At 68.4% G+C, this 17,864-nt stretch carries 12 protein-coding genes; 6 read left to right on the forward strand and 6 right to left on the reverse strand.

Annotation, left to right across the window (positions count from 1 at the left end):
* From FPZ12_RS14250 to eccCa, 3 genes are all read right to left on the reverse strand, one after another.
* On the reverse strand, positions 1 to 940 hold a 940-nt coding region (locus tag FPZ12_RS14250; RefSeq protein ID WP_424923605.1), incomplete at its 3' end, for a hypothetical protein.
* On the reverse strand, positions 937 to 1,329 hold the full coding sequence (locus FPZ12_RS14255; RefSeq protein WP_144757670.1) for a hypothetical protein: 393 nt from the start codon (positions 1,327 to 1,329) through the stop codon (positions 937 to 939). The genes FPZ12_RS14255 and FPZ12_RS14250, both read right to left, overlap by 4 nt.
* Before the next feature lie 15 nt (positions 1,330 to 1,344).
* The gene (eccCa, locus tag FPZ12_RS14260; RefSeq protein ID WP_144757671.1) at positions 1,345 to 5,316 is read right to left on the reverse strand and encodes a type VII secretion protein EccCa; all 3,972 of its coding nucleotides are present in this window, start codon (positions 5,314 to 5,316) and stop codon (positions 1,345 to 1,347) included.
* 126 nt (positions 5,317 to 5,442) lie between these two features.
* On the opposite strand from eccCa, the gene FPZ12_RS14265 reads away from it, so the two are divergent.
* From FPZ12_RS14265 to FPZ12_RS14275, 3 genes are read left to right on the forward strand one after another with little or no spacing between them, the layout of a single operon-like run.
* Positions 5,443 to 5,757 carry a hypothetical protein gene (locus FPZ12_RS14265; protein WP_144757672.1) on the forward strand — a complete coding sequence of 105 codons (315 nt, stop codon included), beginning with the start codon at positions 5,443 to 5,445 and terminating at the stop codon, positions 5,755 to 5,757.
* Positions 5,758 to 5,767: 10 nt separating this feature from the next.
* Positions 5,768 to 6,067, forward strand: a complete 300-nt coding sequence (locus FPZ12_RS14270; protein ID WP_144757673.1) for a hypothetical protein — start codon at positions 5,768 to 5,770, stop codon at positions 6,065 to 6,067.
* A gap of 7 nt (positions 6,068 to 6,074) precedes the next feature.
* Positions 6,075 to 6,782 carry a hypothetical protein gene (locus tag FPZ12_RS14275; protein ID WP_144757674.1) on the forward strand — a complete coding sequence of 236 codons (708 nt, stop codon included), beginning with the start codon at positions 6,075 to 6,077 and terminating at the stop codon, positions 6,780 to 6,782.
* Between the two features lie 182 nt (positions 6,783 to 6,964).
* On the opposite strand, the gene FPZ12_RS14280 is transcribed toward FPZ12_RS14275, so the two are convergent.
* Entirely contained in the window at positions 6,965 to 8,320 is a 1,356-nt protein-coding gene (locus FPZ12_RS14280; protein WP_243769848.1) for an amino acid permease, read from the reverse strand.
* A gap of 354 nt (positions 8,321 to 8,674) precedes the next feature.
* Here FPZ12_RS14280 and FPZ12_RS14285 point away from each other — a divergent pair, with 354 nt between their 5' ends.
* The 3 genes from FPZ12_RS14285 to FPZ12_RS14295 all read left to right on the forward strand — a co-directional run bounded on the left by FPZ12_RS14285 (position 8,675) and on the right by FPZ12_RS14295 (position 15,570).
* Positions 8,675 to 13,411, forward strand: coding sequence for an NAD-glutamate dehydrogenase (locus FPZ12_RS14285; protein ID WP_144757676.1), 4,737 nt, complete (start codon positions 8,675 to 8,677; stop codon positions 13,409 to 13,411).
* Between the two features lie 73 nt (positions 13,412 to 13,484).
* Positions 13,485 to 14,162 (forward strand): response regulator transcription factor, encoded by a 678-nt coding sequence (locus tag FPZ12_RS14290; protein WP_144757677.1) that lies wholly within the window; start codon positions 13,485 to 13,487, stop codon positions 14,160 to 14,162.
* 10 nt (positions 14,163 to 14,172) lie between these two features.
* The gene (locus FPZ12_RS14295) at positions 14,173 to 15,570 is read left to right on the forward strand and encodes a sensor histidine kinase (RefSeq protein ID WP_144757678.1); all 1,398 of its coding nucleotides are present in this window, start codon (positions 14,173 to 14,175) and stop codon (positions 15,568 to 15,570) included.
* On the opposite strand, the gene FPZ12_RS14300 is transcribed toward FPZ12_RS14295, so the two are convergent.
* Complete coding sequence (locus FPZ12_RS14300) at positions 15,555 to 16,493, reverse strand: TAXI family TRAP transporter solute-binding subunit (protein WP_144757679.1); 939 nt, start codon at positions 16,491 to 16,493, stop codon at positions 15,555 to 15,557. The genes FPZ12_RS14295 and FPZ12_RS14300 overlap by 16 nt on opposite strands.
* A gap of 11 nt (positions 16,494 to 16,504) precedes the next feature.
* Entirely contained in the window at positions 16,505 to 17,779 is a 1,275-nt protein-coding gene (gene mycP, locus FPZ12_RS14305; protein ID WP_243769835.1) for a type VII secretion-associated serine protease mycosin, read from the reverse strand.
* Positions 17,780 to 17,864: the final 85 nt, after the last annotated feature.

Raw genomic sequence — 17,864 nt, forward strand, 5'->3', positions numbered from 1 at the left:
CACCCAGGCTGCCCACCCCGCCACCGCCCAAGCCACCGACGCCGCTGGTGTCGAGCCCGGCGAGCGTCGGCCCGCCTGCCGACGTGGAGCCCAGCTGGTCGAGGTACTTGGCGTAGTCCTCGGGTGTCATGGAGGCCAGATCACTCGGGTTGTAATCACCGATGGAGCTCGCTGCGTCCGAGGCGCCGCTTCCGTCGAGCAACCCGCCGAGCGACTGCGCCGCCTGGCTCGCCGCGTCCATCGCGTTGGCCGTGTCGCCGAGTGGATTCTGTTGCTCTGCCGGGGTTTTATTGTCGGGCGTCTGCTGTTCGCCCGGAGTGTCGGTGGCCCCGGGCGTGTCGGTGCCCGGACCGCTGCTCGTGTTCGAACCCGCAGTACCGTCAGGGTTGTTGGTGTTCCCGGGACCTGTCGAGTCCGAGGTGGCGACACGCCTGCCGGTCCATTCGGACCCCTGCACGCGATCGAGACCCGCGGCGACTTTCTTGTACTCCGTACCCAGCTGGTTGAGCAGGTAGGCGCCGAACTGCCGGTAATCGTGATCGTCGAACGGCTTCCCCGACTGTTGGGCGGTCTTCGCGCCGACCTCGTGTTTCGTCGCCATCGTGGCCATCGTCGACATCGTGAAATCGATGGATTCGGACAGTGTGGCGAGCTGGTTTCCGACCTGGTTGTTCTGTATCGAGTCGGTCCAGCTCGTCATCACCTTCATGTCGTCCAAAAGGAGATTGTCGAAGGAGGTACTGTTCGGATCTTTCGGGCCCCACGCACTCGCCACAACCGGCAATTTGTCGTTGAACTTGGCTGTCTGCATGTCCAGCTGGCGCTTGCTGTCCTGCCACATGGCCTGTGCCGCTTGGATCTGCGGCTTCCGGAAATTCACCTCAGCTCTGATCACGTCCATCTGCTGCTCGAAGGTGAGGCTGCCGTAGTCGCTCGTCACTTGGCCCCCTCGGCCCGGGCCGTGAACTCCGAGAGCAGACCGGGCAGATTCGAGTCACTGGGCTGGTTCGCCACCGCGGTGAACCGGTCCGCCGACATCTGCCCGGCGTCGGAATAGATGTCGGCGCACTGGAGCAGGGTCGAGACACGACCGGCGATCCCCTGCCGCACCTCGGTGAGGAAGCGTTGCATGGCTTGAGCCCGGTTGTGGTTCGTCTTGGAAAACGCCGCGCCTTCGTCCATCTGGAGCTGGTCTTGGGACATCCCGGCGGGAACGTCGGTCGCCTGCCAGGCGACATCGCCGGACAGGTTCATCACGTCGAAGTTCTTCGCCGCGTTCCGCATGTTGTCCGGAATGCCGTCCAGCGCAGGATCGTTGGGGTTGCCCATCCCTGTTTCCCTTCGTCATTCCACCGGTGGCAGCCATGCCAGCTGCACGAGATCCTTCTGGCCCCGGCGATCCACCAGCCAGCCGCGACCGGGCGGCAGCACCTGCGGCCGCATTCCACCCAGCAGCGGGCCTTCGTCGCGATCGCCGGACATCATCAGGCCGGGCGTGCCGACCTCGCGCAGCCGCGAAAGCAGTGGTTCGAACAGGCCACGGCCCGCGCCACCGGAGCGCCGCGCCAGCACCACGTGCAACCCGATGTCGGAACCCTGCGCCGCCAACGGGACCAGCGGCATCAGCGGATGTTCCTTGTGGGTGGCGACCATGTCGTAGTCGTCGACGAGTACGAAGATCTCCGGTCCGCGCCACCAGTTCCGTGCGCGCAGTTGTTCCGGGGTGATGTCCTGGCCGGGCAGCCGTTTCGACAGCGCCGCGGTTACTTCGCCGATCACGTCGGCCGTGTGCGTGTCGTTGGTACCGGTGCTCAGCAAGTGCTCCTCGCTGATCTGGCCGAGCAACCCGCGCCGGTGGTCGACGAGCACGATCCTCGCCTGCTCCGGCGTATACGCCCGGGAGATCCGTTGTGCCAGCAACCGCAGGAACGCCGTCTTGCCGCTCTCGGTGTCGGCGAGCAGGAAGAAATGCGGGTCGGCCGCGAAGTTCAGGCGCATCGGGGCCAGATCACGCTCCCGCAAGCCGACCGCGAAGCCCGCGTCCGCGCCGGACAACTCGTCGGTGGCAGGGAGATCCTCGGCGGCGAGACTGCCGGGCAGCAGCCGCACCGGTGGCGCGCTTTCCCCCGGCCAGGCCGACGTGATCGCCTGTGTCAGCGCGCCGATCCCCGCCGCGAGGTCGGCGCTCTCACTGCTCCCGTCGATACGCGGCAGGGCGACCAGCATCTGGTGACCACTCATCGAAAGCCCCCGGCCGGGCGCGTCGGCGGGTACGCCCATCGCCGCACGCCGGTCGATGATCGAGTCGATCGGATCACCGATCTTCAGCTCCAGCCTGCTGGCGAACAGATCCCGCGTGTTCATCCTCAGGTCGAAAGAACGGGTGGCGGCAGCCACGACATGCACGCCGTAGGACAAGCCACGCGCGGTGATGTCACCGATGATCTCTTCGAGCTCGGGGAAGTCGTTGCGCAGCGTCTGCCAGCCGTCGATCACCAGGAACACGTCGCCGTACGGCTGGTCGGCGAACTTCCCCTCCGCACGCAGCTTGCGATAGGTGGCGATGCCGTCGATCTTGTGCTCGGCGAACAGCCGCTCGCGCTGGGCCAGCAGCAGGGCGACCTCGGAAACCGTCCGTCGAACGCCACCGGTGTCGAGCCGCCCGGAAACCCCGCCGACATGCGGAAGCCCGGCGATCGAAGCCAGGGTGCCGCCACCGAAATCCAGGCAGTAGAACTGGACTTCGCACGGGGTGTGCGTGAGCGCGAGGCTGGTGATCAACGTACGCACTGCGGTGCTCTTGCCCGTCTGCGGCGCACCGAGGATCAGCACGTGCCCGGCCGCTCCCGAGAGATCGAGCGCCAGCGGGTCCCGGCGCTGCTCCAACGGGCGGTCCACGAGGCCGAGCACCGGCCGGAGCGAGCCGGTCATCGCGGCCGCGGTCGTGGTCAGGCCACGCTGCACATGGATACCGAGCGCGGGCAGCAACTGGTCCAGCGAGGGCGAGTCCGACAATGGCGGCAGCCACACCTGATGCGCCGGTGCGCCTTGGCCCTCCAGCCGGTCGACGAGGATGTCCAGCAGGGTCTCGCCGACCGCGGTGTCCTCGCTCTGCTCCGGTTTGTCGTGCTCGTCGCCGGGGTCGATGTCCGGGGCGTGATAGGCGGTCGTGTACTCGTGCAGCACCAGTTCGGACGTGGCGGCCTGGGGCGTTCCCACGCCGGTGTTCCGTTGGTGGACACCGGAAACGTAAGCGGACCGGAACCGGTCCATCGGCTCGGTGCCGACCTTGAGGAACCCGTGGCCTGGCGCGCGCGGCAGCCGGAACGCGTCCGGCACGCTCAGCACCGTGCGGCTTTCCATCTCCGAGAACGTGCGCAGCCCGACCCGGAACGACAGGTGTCCTTCCAGGCCGCGGAGCCTGCCCTCGTCGAGCCGCTGTGAAGCCAGCAGCAGGTGCACCCCGAGCGAGCGACCCAACCGTCCGATTTGGACGAACATGTCGATGAAGTCGGGCTTGGCCGAAAGCAGCTCGGAGAACTCGTCGCAGATCACCAGCAGGGTCGGCACCTCCGGCAGCGGTGCGCCCGCGGCGCGCGCCTTTTCGTAGTCCCGGAGCGAGGAGAAGTTCCCGGCGGCCCGGAGAAGTTCCTGGCGGCGGATCAGCTCGCCGTTGATCGCGTCGGTCATCCGGTCGACGAGATGCAGTTCCTCGGCCAGGTTGGTGATCACCGCGCTGGTGTGGGGCAGCTTGTCGAGACGGGTGAAGGTCGCGCCACCCTTGAAGTCCACCAGCGCGAAGTTCAGCGAGTTCGGCGGATGCGTCACCGCCAGCGCGAGCACGAGCGTCCGCAACAGTTCCGACTTGCCGGAACCGGTCGCCCCGATCAGCAGCCCGTGCGGGCCCATACCGTCCAAAGCGGACTCTTTGAGATCGAGCTCGATCGGGACCCCGTCGGCCTGGATCCCGAACTTGACCCGCAGCCGGTCGCGGTTCGGCCTCGGTTGCCAGGTGTCGGCGGGGTCGAACTCGTACGGGTCCCCGAGCTCGAGGAGCTCGGCAAGGCCGAGTTCGGAGCTCATCGGCGCATCCCCGCGCATGCCGGCCGTCAGCCGCAGCGGCGCCAGCTGCCGGGCGAGTCCTTCAGCGGCAACGGCTCCGAACTGGTCGGCCTTCCCGAGCGGGGCTTCGCCGTCGAAGGTGTCGCTCACGACGGCACCCTCGGCATCGACGGTCAGTACCACCGTGGTGCGGTCGAGCGTCCGCGGCGGCTGGCCGGTAAGATCCACGATCGTCACGCCCTCGACGCCACCGCCGGTCATCAGATGGTCCGAACCCGCGACGGAACCACCGTCGACCACGATGACCAGATGCGGGCCGGGAATCCGGACCTCCACCTCGGGATCGAACCTCGGCCGCTTGGTCAGTTCCTCCTCCAGCATCGACTCCAGCGCCGGAATCGACTGCGCGACCAGGCGCAGCGGGCCGAGCGCGTCAGTGCGTTCCGGGTGAAGCGCGTGCGGCAGCCACTTGATCCATTCCCAGTCGCGGCGGCGGTCGTCGGCCACGCACACGCCGACGCGCAGGTCGTCCGGCGACTGGAGCGTGGCCAGCTGCGCGATCATCGCGCGCAGCATGCCCAGCGCCTGCTGACGATCGCCCTGCAGGTGGATCCGGCTGAACCCGTTGACCGCGATCGCGATCGGCATTTCCGCCACCGCGGAGTTCGTGGTGATGAACCGGCGCAGCGCCAGGGCGGAGAGCGGTTCCAGCTCCTCCAGTGGCTTGGTGTCCGGGGCGACCAGCGTGAGCGCCGGACTCTGCGCGCCGCGGCCGATGCGGGCCACGCCGAAGTCCTCGTCGTCCTTGCGCCGCTCCCACAGCCGGTAGCTGGCGGCCAGCGACCACAGCGTTGCCGGGTCCGGATGCAGGTACTCCATCGCCGTGCGCTGCCGGTTCACCGCCCGGCGCAGGCGCAGCCGGTGCTGGGCGAGGTGGCGCAGGTACTTGCGGCGCGCGTTGCCCATCTCCCGTTTACTGGGGCCACCCCCCTGCAGAAAACCCGTGATAACCATGCCGAGCATGCCCACGCCCATGAGGCCGTAGATGGCGTAGCGGATGGTGCCCCCGAGCGAGCCCGAGTACATCATCAGCATCGCGCCCATCATCGCCACCATGGGCAGCACCATGAAGACCTGCGCCCACTGCCGCCCCGGTGGCGCCGGGATCTCCGGCGGTGGCTGCAGGATCAACTCGCCCGCGGGCATCTCCGGCGCGGGTTTGCGCGCCGGCCTCTTCACCACGACAGTCGCCATGCCCCTGATGGTTCGCGATCGGCGGCCGTTCCCGGGGGTGATGGCAGGAACGTGCCGCCGGGCCCGCGGCGGGGCCCCACGGACCTACTGTCGAATCGCACAACCGAACCGTGAAAGGGAGGGAAAATGGCGCAAGATTCACTTGATGTGGACGTGGCGGCGTTCCAGAACACCATCAACAAATACGCCGACGGCAACGAGCAGACGAACCAGGTCAGGACGAAGCTGTTCCAGACCAGCAGCTCGATGAACCCGAGCGCGATGGGCGGGCGTGCTCTGCAGGCCGCGAACAATGTCGGTCAGAACTCGTACGACAGTTTCCAGCAGCACTACAACACGAAGATGCAGCCGGTGCCGGACGACTTCACCCAGGCCGCCAGGACCTACAGCAGCGCCGACCAGCAGGGCAGCAGCACCATCGACCGCGCCATCAACCTCTGAGGAGAACGCCGTGTACAGCGAGCAGGTGAAACTCATCGGCAGTGGGCTCTTGAATCTGGCCGACGATCATCACAACGCGGGCAACAACATGCGCGGCCAGGTCGAGGACCAGCTGAGCGCCTTCAAGAACATGGGCCCCGAATGGGGCGACGATCATTTCCACGAAGCGCACGCCCGTGTGACCCAGGTCGGGAACGGGACGAACGACACGGCCACGGTGAGCGACAACATCGGAAACGCCCACGTCAACAACGCCGACATGGTGGGCCAGGTCTCGCACCAGATTTCCAGCCTGATCCAAAACATCTGAAAAGCGAATGACCAACGCCCGGCGCCGCAACCGCGCCGGGCGTCTTTCGCGTCCGGAACCTGTGAGGATTTCCATGCCCATGCCGGAACCTGCCGGCTCGGCCGCCATGCTGGCCGCGGAGCGCGAGCTCGGCCGCTGGATCGGATCGACCTACCTGCCGAGGAACCGGCGGCTCCGTCCAAAGTGGACCGGCGCGGAACTCCAGTTCTACCGGCGTGGTCTCGTCGTCACGGGCCCGCACGACTTCCAGGCGGCCTTCGGCTGGGATACCGCGAAGGTGCTGCAGCACGCGCGAGAACCGAGATACACCGTGTTCGACGACAGTGGACGCGGCGTGAGTATCGGCAGCAGTCGCATCTCACGACATCGCCGGGAACAGCTCGGTATCCGGCACCTGGAGCGCTGCGCGCCGTTCGCGTTCGACGAAGTCTGGGGGCCGCGCATCCAGCAGAACATCGCCGAGGCGCAACTCCCGATCGTCCTCGCTCAGCTCCACGACGGCGAGACCTCCGACTTCGGCGCGATCCGGATCGACCGGGATGGCATCCATGGCGCGGCGCGCTGGCAGGACATCGGCCGCGTCCGGGCCCGCAACGGCCGAGTGCGTTTTCTCCGTCCTAACTGCAGGCATCGCCGCGCGCTGCGTGGCATCCGGGCGAACGAGATCGTGAGCCTGGGCCTGTTCCTCGCGGTCTGCGCCGAGCTCACTCGGTGAGCCGGAAACACCTTTGGCGGGGCCGGTGCGACCGGCCCCGCCAAAGTATTCGTCATTGCTCGAAGGCGCCGATGCTCAGTCGCCGCGGCGGAATGGCCGTGAAATGGCCCTTTCCCACCGCTGAGGAATGTGCCACCGTCGCTGCGGTTTGGCCGGAGCGGGGATCCACAGGCGCGCGCTCATCAGACGCCGTCCATGAGCGTGCCCGCCTGCTCCCGCTCCTGCGCGATCCGGGCCACCCGTCGGCGCACGAGGTACCAGCCACCCACGAGTAGCGCGGCGATGCCCGGCAGACCGTAGATCAGGATCCGGCCCGTCTCACCGTTCAAGTAGCTCAGGCCGAGCACGATCACGAGGAACGCCAGCGTCGCGTAGTTCGTGTACGGAGCGCCGGGAAGCCGGTACGACGGCCGCTGGACCAGACCGCGTTTCGCCTTGCGCTGCAACGCGAGGTTGCAGATCACGATCATGGACCACATGCCGATGATGCCGACCGCCGAGAACTCCAGGGCGATCTCGAACGCCTCGGAGGGCATCACCAGGTTGAGCACGACCCCGAGTGCGTAGATGACGGCCGTGAGCAGAACGCCGCCGTAGGGCACGCCGCTCCTGCTCATCCGTGCGGTGAACTTCGGTGCGGAGCCGGCCAGCGACATGGAGCGCAGGATCCGGCCGGTGGAGTAAAGACCGGAGTTCACGCTGGAGAGCGCGGCGGTCAGCACGATCAGGTCCGTGATCCCGCCGGCACCGGGCACCCCGAGCTTGGACAGCACCGTGACGAAGGGACTTTCGCCGCTACGGTACGAAGTCCACGGCAGCAGCATGACGAGCAGCACCACGGATCCGATGTAGAAGACCACGATCCGCCAGACCACGGAGTTCACGGCCTTGGGGATCACCTTGCGCGGGTTGCTGGTCTCACCGGCGGTGACGCCGATCATCTCGATACCCGCATACGCGAACACGACACCCTGCAGGATCAGCAGCGCCGGCAGCACACCGGCGGGGAAGATGCCGCCGCTGGAGAAGATCAGGCCAGGGCCGGTGGACACTCCGCCGACCTGATGCCGCAGCAACAACACGGCGATCCCGATGATCATGAACGCGACCAGCGCGAGCACCTTGATCGCGGCGAACCAGAACTCCAGCTCGCCGAACAGCTTCACCGAGACCATGTTCACCACGAGGATGACGGCCAGTGCGATCAGTGCCGGTATCCACTGCGCCAGGCCCGGCCAGAAGAACTGGGTGTACTTGGCGACCGCGGTCACGTCGGCGATACCGCTGGTGGCCCAGTTGAGGAAGTACATCCAGCCGGCGAAATAGGCCGCCTTCTCGCCGAGGAATTCGCGCGAGTAGGAGACGAACGAGCCCGACGTCGGGCGGTACATCACGAGTTCACCCATGGCACGCACGACGATGAAACCGAAAACTCCGGCCACCGCGTAGACGACGGCCAGTGCCGGCCCGGAGGAGTGCAGGCGGGCGCCCGCCCCCAGGAAGAGCCCGGTACCGATCGCGCCACCGATCGCGATCATCTGTACCTGGCGGTTCTTCAATCCTTTGTGATAGCCGGATTCCTCGTGCGCGAAGCGCGATTCGTGGTGGGGCCCGGTCTCGTCGACCGGACTGGAAAGCTGGGACATGCGGTTTCCTCTGCTGCTCGAGGGATTTTTCGTCCTTACCGGGAAGGAGGACGCAGACGACCGATGCGCCGTGAAGACCACATGGTGCTGCGGCGCGTTAGCCGGCGGCAATGGTTCTTGGGACAGGCTTGAGGTTTCGCGGTGCATTCGACCTCGAAACCTCAAGCCATCCTCAACAGCTCTGGCGAGCTCCGCGCGCGGCCTGGCACATTCGTGTCGAAACCGGCCCACGAGATCGAGGCGATCATGACCCTGACACGGCAACCATCCACAGCGGACAGCTCCGAGGATGCTCTGGCCGGGCTTTACCGCCAAGCGATGGCGGCGGACGATCTGGTGGCAGCCGACGAGACCGAACTGGCCGAGCTGGCACGGGCGCACCGCGCCCTTGCCGAACTCCGGCCCTCGGGTCAGTGCGTGCTCCGGGTGTTCGACAGGACGATGTCCCGGCACGGCCGCGCCACTGCCGTGACGGTGGTCCAGGTGGTCACCGACGACATGCCGTGCCTCGTGGATTCCGTACTGGAAGAGCTGGCGCACAGCGGTTTCCAGGCGCGGCGGGTCCTGCACCCGATCGTCGTGGTGAAGCGCGACGACGAGGGCGTGCTGACCGGCCTTCTCGACGGCGCCGATCCCGAGCACGCGCCTGCCGACGCGATCGTCGAGTCCTGGATCAGCGTCGAGTTCGACCGGATCACAGACGCCACCAGGGCCGACGAGATGGGGTCGCGGCTGCACGCGGTACTGGATGACGTCCGCGAGGTCGCCGCGGCGGGCAGCCAACTGCGGGAGGTCGCGCTGGCGGTGGCCGCGGCGGTACCGGATCCCGAAACCGCGGCGCTGCTGCGCTGGCTGGCGGAAGGGAATTTCCTGTTCCTCGGCTACCGGTTTGACGAGATCAGCGCTGCCGGCGGAGGCCGGGATCCGGGGCTCGGCCTGCTGCGCGGGGACAGTTCCCTCATCGCCGGGCTGGACACCGTCGCGCCGGGCTCGGCGCCGGACCCGCTGGAGCTGAGTCCCGCCAGCGGAAGGTCCACTGTGCACGGTCCGGACTCGCCGTTCTACGTCGGTGTCCGGACGTTCTCGCCGGGCGGCGAGGTCACCGGCGAGCACCGGTTCATTGGCGCGTTCACCGGGTCCGCCCAGCATGCCGACGTGTCGGCCATCCCCGTGCTCGCGACCAGGGTCCGGCGGGCCATCCACCAGGCCGGCGTTCCACTGCGATCGCATTCCGGCCGGCAGATGCTGAACGTCCTGCAGGACTTCCCGCTCACCGAGCTCTTCTCCGCGGACTGGGAGTTCCTCATTCGCAGTGTCACCGGCGTACTCGCCTCCGCCGAGCGCCCCCGGCTTCAGCTGTTCCTGCGGCGTGATCCGCACCAACGGTTCTTCTCGTGCGTGCTGCACGTGGCCAGGGACCGGTACACGACCGCATCGCGACTGGCGATGGAGGAAATCCTGCTGGCGGAGCTGCGGGGACAGTCCGTGGATCATCACCTGCGGGCCACGGACGCGGCGCTGGCGACGGTGCAGTTCATCGTGCACACCCTCCCCGGTGTGGCGGTGGAACCGGACCTCGGCGTGCTGCACGATCGGCTGTCCGCGACCGTCCGCAGCTGGGACGACCGGTTCGTCGAGGCAGCCGTCGCCGAGCGGAAGAAACCGGAGATCACCGCCGAAGCGGGCCGGCGTTGTGCGAGCGCGTTTTCCCAGGCCTACAAAGAGGATTTCGACGCCGAGACGGCACTGCACGACCTACGCAGGCTGCAGACCCTTTCCAGCGGCGGGGATCCCGCACCGTCGGTCTACCTGCCGTCCGACGCCGGCGCCGGTGAGGCCCGGTTCAAGCTCTACCTTTCCGGACGGCGGATCACACTGTCCGCTGTCCTGCCGGTGTTGCAGCAAATCGGTGTCCAGGTCGTCGACGAGCGGCCGTACGAGATCACCTGGGACGGCGTCCGGCACTGGATCTATGACTTCGGGCTCGCTCTCGAAGGCGACGGAGACTGGACCGACCCGGCCACCCGCGGCCGGTTCGAGGACGCGTTCGCCGCGGTTTGGCGCGGTGACGCCGAATCTGACCGGTTCAACGGTCTCGTGCTTCGCGCCGGCATCAACTGGCAGCAGGCGGCGCTCCTGCGCGCCTACGCCAAATACCTGCGCCAGACCGGTACGACCTACAGCCAGAGCTACCTCCGGGAAACGCTGCTGGCACATCCGGAAACGGCCGTCGCGCTGGTCCGCCTGTTCGAGACCCGGTTCGACCTCGACCTGGCCGAGCCGGACCGGGCCGGCAAGGCGAACGGGATCAGGGCCGAAATCGAACGGCTGGTGGACGAGGTCGCGAGCCTCGACGAGGACCGGATCCTGCGCGGCTGGCTGGATCTGATCCAGGCCACCGTCCGCACCAACTACCACTGCTTCGCCGGCGAAACCAATGGCGGCAGCGCGGACCGGGTCCTGGTGCTGAAACTGGATCCGAGTGCCGTTCCGGGGCTTCCCGCCCCACGGCCGAACCGCGAAACCTTCGTGTACTCGCCCCGCGTCGAGGGCGTACACCTGCGTTACGGTCCCGTCGGCCGCGGCGGCTTGCGCTGGTCGGACCGCCGCGAGGACTACCGCACCGAGATACTGGGTCTGGTCAAGGCGCAGGCCGCGAAGAACGCGGTGATCGTCCCGGTCGGCGCGAAGGGCGGGTTCGTGCTGAAGCGCCCGCCGTCCGGGGACAGGGATGCGCTCGCAGCCGAAGCCCTTACCTGCTATCAGATGTTCATCGGCGGGCTGCTGGACGTGACCGACAACCTGGTGGGCGGAAGGGTCGTGCCGGCACCGCGAGTGGTCCGCCACGACGAGGACGACACCTACCTGGTGGTGGCCGCGGACAAGGGCACGGCCACGTTTTCCGACGCCGCCAACGAGGTCGCACTCGCTCGCCGGTTCTGGCTGGGTGACGCGTTCGCCTCCGGGGGTTCCGTCGGGTACGACCACAAGGCCATGGGCATCACGGCACGGGGCGCGTGGACCAGTGTCGAGCGTCATTTCCACGAGCTGGGCCTGAATCCGCGGCAGGAGGACTTCTCCGTCGTCGGCGTCGGCGACATGTCCGGCGACGTGTTCGGCAACGGAATGCTGCTGTCGCGGCACATCCGCCTCGTCGCGGCCTTCGACCACCGGCACGTGTTCGTCGACCCCGACCCCGATCCCCGGGTCTCTTTCGCCGAACGGCAACGGCTTTTCCAGCTGCCTCGTTCGTCGTGGGCGGACTACGACCCGGACCTGATAAGACCCGGAGGCGGGGTATGGCCTCGCGACGCGAAGGCCATCCCGGTCACCCAGCGGATGCGCGCCGCGCTGGGGCTCGCACGCACCGTGGACCTGCTGTCCCCCAACGAGCTCATCAAGGCGATCCTGCTCGCGCCGGTGGATCTGCTGTGGAGCGGCGGGATCGGCACGTACGTCAAGGCAGCCGTGGAAACCCACGCCGACGTACGGGACAAGGCCAACGATGCGGTCCGGGTCAACGGTGACGATCTCCGGGTCAGGGTCGTCGCCGAGGGCGGCAACCTCGGCCTGACCCAGCAGGGCAGGATCGAGTTCGCGCGAGCGGGCGGCAAGGTCAACACCGACGCGCTGGACAACTCGGCCGGTGTCGACTGCTCCGATCACGAAGTCAACATCAAGATCATGCTGGACCTGCTCGTCGCCAAGGCGGCGCTGTCGCCGGCGGAACGCAACGGACGGCTGGCCGAGCTGACCGACGAGGTCGCGGACCTGGTGCTGGCGAACAACCGGCGGCAGAACAGAGTGCTCGGCGTCAGCCGGGCGCACGCGGCGGCGATGCTTCCGGTGCACGGCAGGCTGATCGCGGATCTCGAGCGTCGGCACGGGCTGGACCGGCAACTGGAGTCGCTGCCGGCCCGGCGGCAGCTGACCACGCTCGAGCGTGACGGCCACGGCCTCACCTCGCCGGAGCTGGCGACACTGCTGGCACACGTCAAACTCGGCCTCAAGAAAGAGATCCTGGCCGGGGATCTCCTCGATGAGCGGGCATTCGCCCAGCGGGCAGCGGACTACTTCCCGGAGCCACTGCGGAAGCCGTTCGGGAGCGCGATCGACAGGCACCCCCTGCGCCGGGAGATCGAAACGACGCTGCTGGTCAACGAAGTGGTCGACAACGGCGGTCTTTCGTATGCCTTCCGCCTGGCAGAAGAACTGTCGGTGCCGACAGCGGACGCGGTGCGCGCGTTCACCGTGGTTACCGAGGTGTACGACCTGCATTCCCTGTGGCATTGGCTCGACACCGCGGGCAGTGAACTGCCTGCCGGGGTCACCGACGGGCTGTTCCTGGAAACCCGCCGTCTGCTGGATCGCGCATCCCGGTGGATGCTGGCGCACCGGCCCGATCTGGTGGGCAACGTCGACGCCGAGATCGAGCGTTTCCGCCCCGTCGTGCGACGGCTCACGCCCGACGTCCCGGAGCTGCTGCAGCAACGGCAACGTGCCGCCGCCGAACAGGAAGTGCGGCGGCTCATGGACGACCAGGTTCCGGAAGCCGTGGCGTGGCGGATCACCTGCCTGCTCGACACCTACCCGCTGCTGGACGTCGCCGAGGTGGCCGGAGTCGTCGGCGAAGGCTCGGAACACCGCACGGCGCAGGCGCACTACGCGCTTTCCGAGCATCTCGGCGTGGACCGGTTGCTCGCGGCCGTGAACGCGCTGGAACGCGGAGACCGGTGGCACGCGCTTGCCAGGCTCGCGCTCCGCGACGACTTGTACGACTCCCTGCGCGCGATCACGCTCCAAGCACTGCGCACCGGCGACGGCGAACAGCACGTCGAGCGGACGATCGCGGTGTGGGAGGACACGCATCGCTCGCGCCTGGCCAGGGTACGGCTCGCGCTCGGCGAATTCGGCGATTCCGGCCGTTTGGACCTGCCCGCTTTGACGGTGGCGGTCAACCAGATCCGCGCACTGGCCGGTTGAGGCCAGCCGGCGCCGGATGTACTGCACACGAAGGAAACTACTAGCACCATCACTGCCGTCGGAAGGATCGCGGGTGCGTGTGCTGCTGGTAGAGGACGACGCCCGGGTCGCGGCGGCCATCCGCTCGGCGTTGGCCCGGCGCGGCGTCGTCGTGGACTGGGCGGCCACCGGCCACCAGGCCCTGGCCGATGCGCCCGGTTCGGATGTCGTCCTGCTCGACCTCGGCCTGCCCGACATGAACGGGTTCGACCTGTGCCGGGCCATCAGGGACAGCGGCGACGTCGCCATCCTCGTGGTGTCGGCGAAGGGGCAGGTGGACGACCGGATCCTCGGACTGCGTTCCGGGGCGGACGACTACCTCGTCAAACCGTTCAATGTGGACGAACTGCTCGCCAGGGTGCACGCGGTGCTGCGGCGGCGGACCACGGTTCTGGCGGAGCCGGACGGGATCCGTGTCGGCGACCTCGAGATCGACATCCCGCGCCACGAGGTGCGCGTGGCAGGCGAGCCGGTTTCCTTGTCCCGCAAGGAGTTCCAGGTGCTCGCGGTGATGGCCGCCGCGGACGGCGACGTGTGCCCCCGCGACCGGATCATCGCTGAGGTCTGGGGCGAGACGTGGAACGGCGCGAACCGGACGCTCGACGTACATGTGGCGACGTTGCGCACAAAACTCGACCGCCCCGGGCTGATCGTGACGGTCCGCGGAGTCGGCTACCGGCTGCACGCACCCGGACCCGCACGGATCGGCTGAGAGGTCCGAGGTGCGCGCCCGACTGTTGCCGATCGTGCTTTCCCTGGTGGTGCTGGTACTGCTGGGCATGGGTATCCCGCTGGCGCTGTCGCTGTCGGACAGCGAGGAGCAAAGTATGTTCCTCGACCGCATCATGATGACCTCGCGCCTGGCCTCGTTGGCCCAGCGTCCGCTGCTGGACGGCCACGACGATCTCATCGGGAAAGTGCTGGCGCGCTACGAACAGGTCTACGGTGTCGCCGCCATCGTGCTGGACCAGGACGGCGTGCCACAGGCGTCCGCGCCCTCCCGGCCTCAGCTGACGGATCCCGGCGTCCAGTCCGCGGTCACCGAGGCGTTGGCCGGCCGGCAACCGCAGACGTCCGGCCTGTTCCTCCCCTGGGACAGCCGGCCGCTCGTGCTGGCCGAACCGGTCATGGTGGACGGCGAGGTGCGCGGTGCGGTGGTCACCGTCTCGCCGACCGGTGCGCTCCGGGAAATCGTGCTCGTCCGGTGGGCTGTGATCGGCGGCGGCGGGCTCGTCGCGCTCATCATCGCCATTCTGCTCGCTTTGCCGCTGGTGCAATGGATTCTGCGGCCGATCCGCCGACTCGACGAGGCCGCGGGCCGAGTGGTCGTGGCGGTCACCGAGGCGGCCGCGGTCCAGCCGGCGGCCACGAACACCGGCCCACCGGAACTGCGGAAGCTGGCGCGCTCCTTCGACGACATGGCGGCCGGCATGAGTGACGTGCTCGCCGCCCAGCGCGCCTTCGTCGCCGACGCCTCGCACCAGCTACGCAATCCGTTGACCGCACTGTCCCTCCGGTTGTCCAATCTGGACGATCACGTGGCGCCGGAAGCCGCCGGGGACCACGCTGCCGCCGTCGCTGAGGCCCAGCGGCTCAACGACGTACTGGACGGACTCCTGACCTTGGCCAGGACGGAGGCCTCGGCCGCGGGTTCGGTCGTGATCGACGCCACCGCGGCGCTCGAAGATCGGGTGAACGCCTGGCGGCCGGTCGCGGCCGCGCGCGACGTCGAACTCCGCTCGGAAGTCGCCGAGGGCTTGTCCGTGTACGCCGTTCCGCGCGCGGTGGGTGCAATACTGGACGCCCTGTTGGACAACGCGGTGAAGTTCAGCGCCGGACAGGGGCCGGGTGCCACGGTGGAGGTCGCCGCCCGCCACGCGGGCAGGGTGGTGAGCATCGCCGTGCGCGACCACGGGCCGGGCCTCAACGAGTCCGAATTGGACAGAGCGACGGACCGGTTCTGGCGCAGCCCCAGCAAACAGAACGTGTCCGGATCGGGCCTCGGCCTCGCGATCGTGCGGAACATCGTCGACCGGTCACGCGGCACCCTCCGGCTGGACCTCCCCGACGGCGGCGGCCTGCGGATCTCCGTCGAGCTGCCGAGTCATCCACTCACGTAGTGGGCGGCGCGATAGTAGGCCAGCGCACCGGGATGCAGCGACACCGGGGACGTCTCGATCCCGGAACGGGAGTCGATCGAGCGGGCCGCCCGATTGGCCGCGGCCAGCGCCGGCTGTGCGTCGAACACGCCTTGGGTGAGCGCTTTGGCCACCGCATCCGACATCCGGTCGGTGGCCAGCAGGAGATTGGGCACGAGCAGGGTCGTCACCGAATCCGCCAGCTGATAGGCCGAGCCGGGCAGAGTCGCCGCACCGTATTCCTGATACTGCTTGGACACCTGGGAAAGCAGGTCCGACAGGTCGACCACGCGAATCGGGATCCGCCGCGCCAGCTCGGTGACCTGCGCGGTGGGCAGCCCGCCGGACCAGAAGAACGCATCGATCTGTCCCCGATACAGGGCATCTGCCGCGTCATCGATCGCCAGCGGTCGCCGGTCGACATCGGTGCCTCCCGACAGGCCCACGCCGGCCAGCAGCCGGTCGGCGATCAGCCGGACGCCGGAGTCGGCCTGCCCCACCGAAACCCGCATCCCCCGGAGCTCGGCGAGCCTCTTGACCGGAGAGCTCGCCGGCACCACCACCTGCACGTAGTCGTCGTGCATGCGGGTCAGCGCCTGGAGATGCCCGCCGCCCGTGGTAGCGGCTCGCGCTGCCGCGGCATCCGCCGCCGAGAACCCGACGTCGGCCTGGGCCCCCAGCAGCCGGTCAAGGTTCTGGCCCGATCCGGCGCTGGGCAGGACGTTGGCCGTGAAGTCGAGATTCTTCGCCCACGCCGCGGCGAGCACGGTACCCAGCTGGTCGTAGACCGCGCCGCGGATGCCGGTGGACACCGTGAGCCGAGCGCCCTCGAACCGCTGCTCGCACCCACCGAGCACCAAGGCTCCGGCGGCAGCCAAGACGATTCGCCTCGATATCGGCGCCATTCTCCCGTTCCTCAAAGCAGGAACAGCTGATCGGGCGGCTCGGCGCCGGCGGGCTCCACAGGTACCGGGGCCGCACGGCCGGGCCGCCACTGGCGTCGGCGGCCACGCGGCACGACCACCGCGGCCACTACGGCCAGCACGATCGCGGCCACCACGGCAACAGTCAGCCACGTCGTCAAAGTCGTGACGCCGTGCGCCCAGGCCGCTTCGTCGAGTGCCGCCTGGTCCGGCGGTTGCTGGACATACGCCGGCAACGCCGCCGCCTTGGCGGTATCGAGCCCATCCGTCACCGCACGGTAGGGGTTGACGATCCCGGCCCCGTAAGCGTGGCTGTCCGCCCCGCCCCTGGCGGGGCTCGCGGTCGCCTCGAGCCGCTGGATCACTTGCGCCGCACTGAGTTGCGGCCACGCGGCACGCACCAGGGCAGCGGTACCGGCGACGAACGGCGCGGCGAAGCTGGTTCCGTCTTCGTACGCGTGACCGTCCACTCGCGTCGCCGCGAGCACTTTGTCGCCTGGCGCGACGAGATCGACATAAGGACCGATCTGCGAGGCGGATATCCGCGCCCCGTCGATGTCCACCGCACCGACCCCGACCACCCCGTCGTAGGCGGCGGGATACGACGACAGTTCCGTGGTCGTGTCCTGTTGCGAGTTCCCCGCGGCGGCGACCACGACCACGTCCTTCGACACCGCATACGCGACGGCCGAGCGGATGGCGGCGAAGTCATCGAGACCGGCCAGCGACAGGTTGATCACCCGTGCGCCCTGGTCGGCCGCGTACCGGATGCCGTTGCCGACCACCTGCGGGTCGATCTGCAGCGCCTGCCCCTGATCGCTCATGTCCCGGTCGCTGATCCGCACCGGCAGGATCTGCGCGTCCGGCGCGATCCCCGCGAACCCGACCCCACTGATCTGGTCGGCGGCGATGATGCTGGCCACCCCGGTGCCGTGGGAGACGCAGTCGAAGTTCCCTGGGTACGAACCCGCCAGGTAGAAATCCCGGCCTGCCAGTACTTTTCCCGGCCTGCGCAGCTGTGGGTGGTCGGCGTCGACGCCGGAGTCCACCACCGCGACCAGCACGCCCGCGCCCCGGCTGTACGACCAAGCGCGCTGCGGCTCGAGCATCTGTTGCGCCCAGGGCAGATCAGGCACCTCGGCGCGCGCCGAGTCGGGGTTCTGGCAGGCGCCGGCAGGCGGGGCCGCGTTCGCCGTCGCGCCGGTGAAGGCCTGCGCGGCGATCAAGGCCAGCGCGGCGACGACGGCTGGCACTCGATGTCGTCTCACCTGGTCATGGTCTGCCGGGGACGGGCTGTTCGTGTCCGGATGGCCGCAACAGGCCACCGGCCGGTTTCGCGCTCACCTCGACTAC

Origin of the sequence: Amycolatopsis acidicola, assembly GCF_007713735.2 — a bacterium.
Taxonomy (GTDB): Bacteria; Actinomycetota; Actinomycetes; order Mycobacteriales; family Pseudonocardiaceae; genus Amycolatopsis_E; species Amycolatopsis_E acidicola.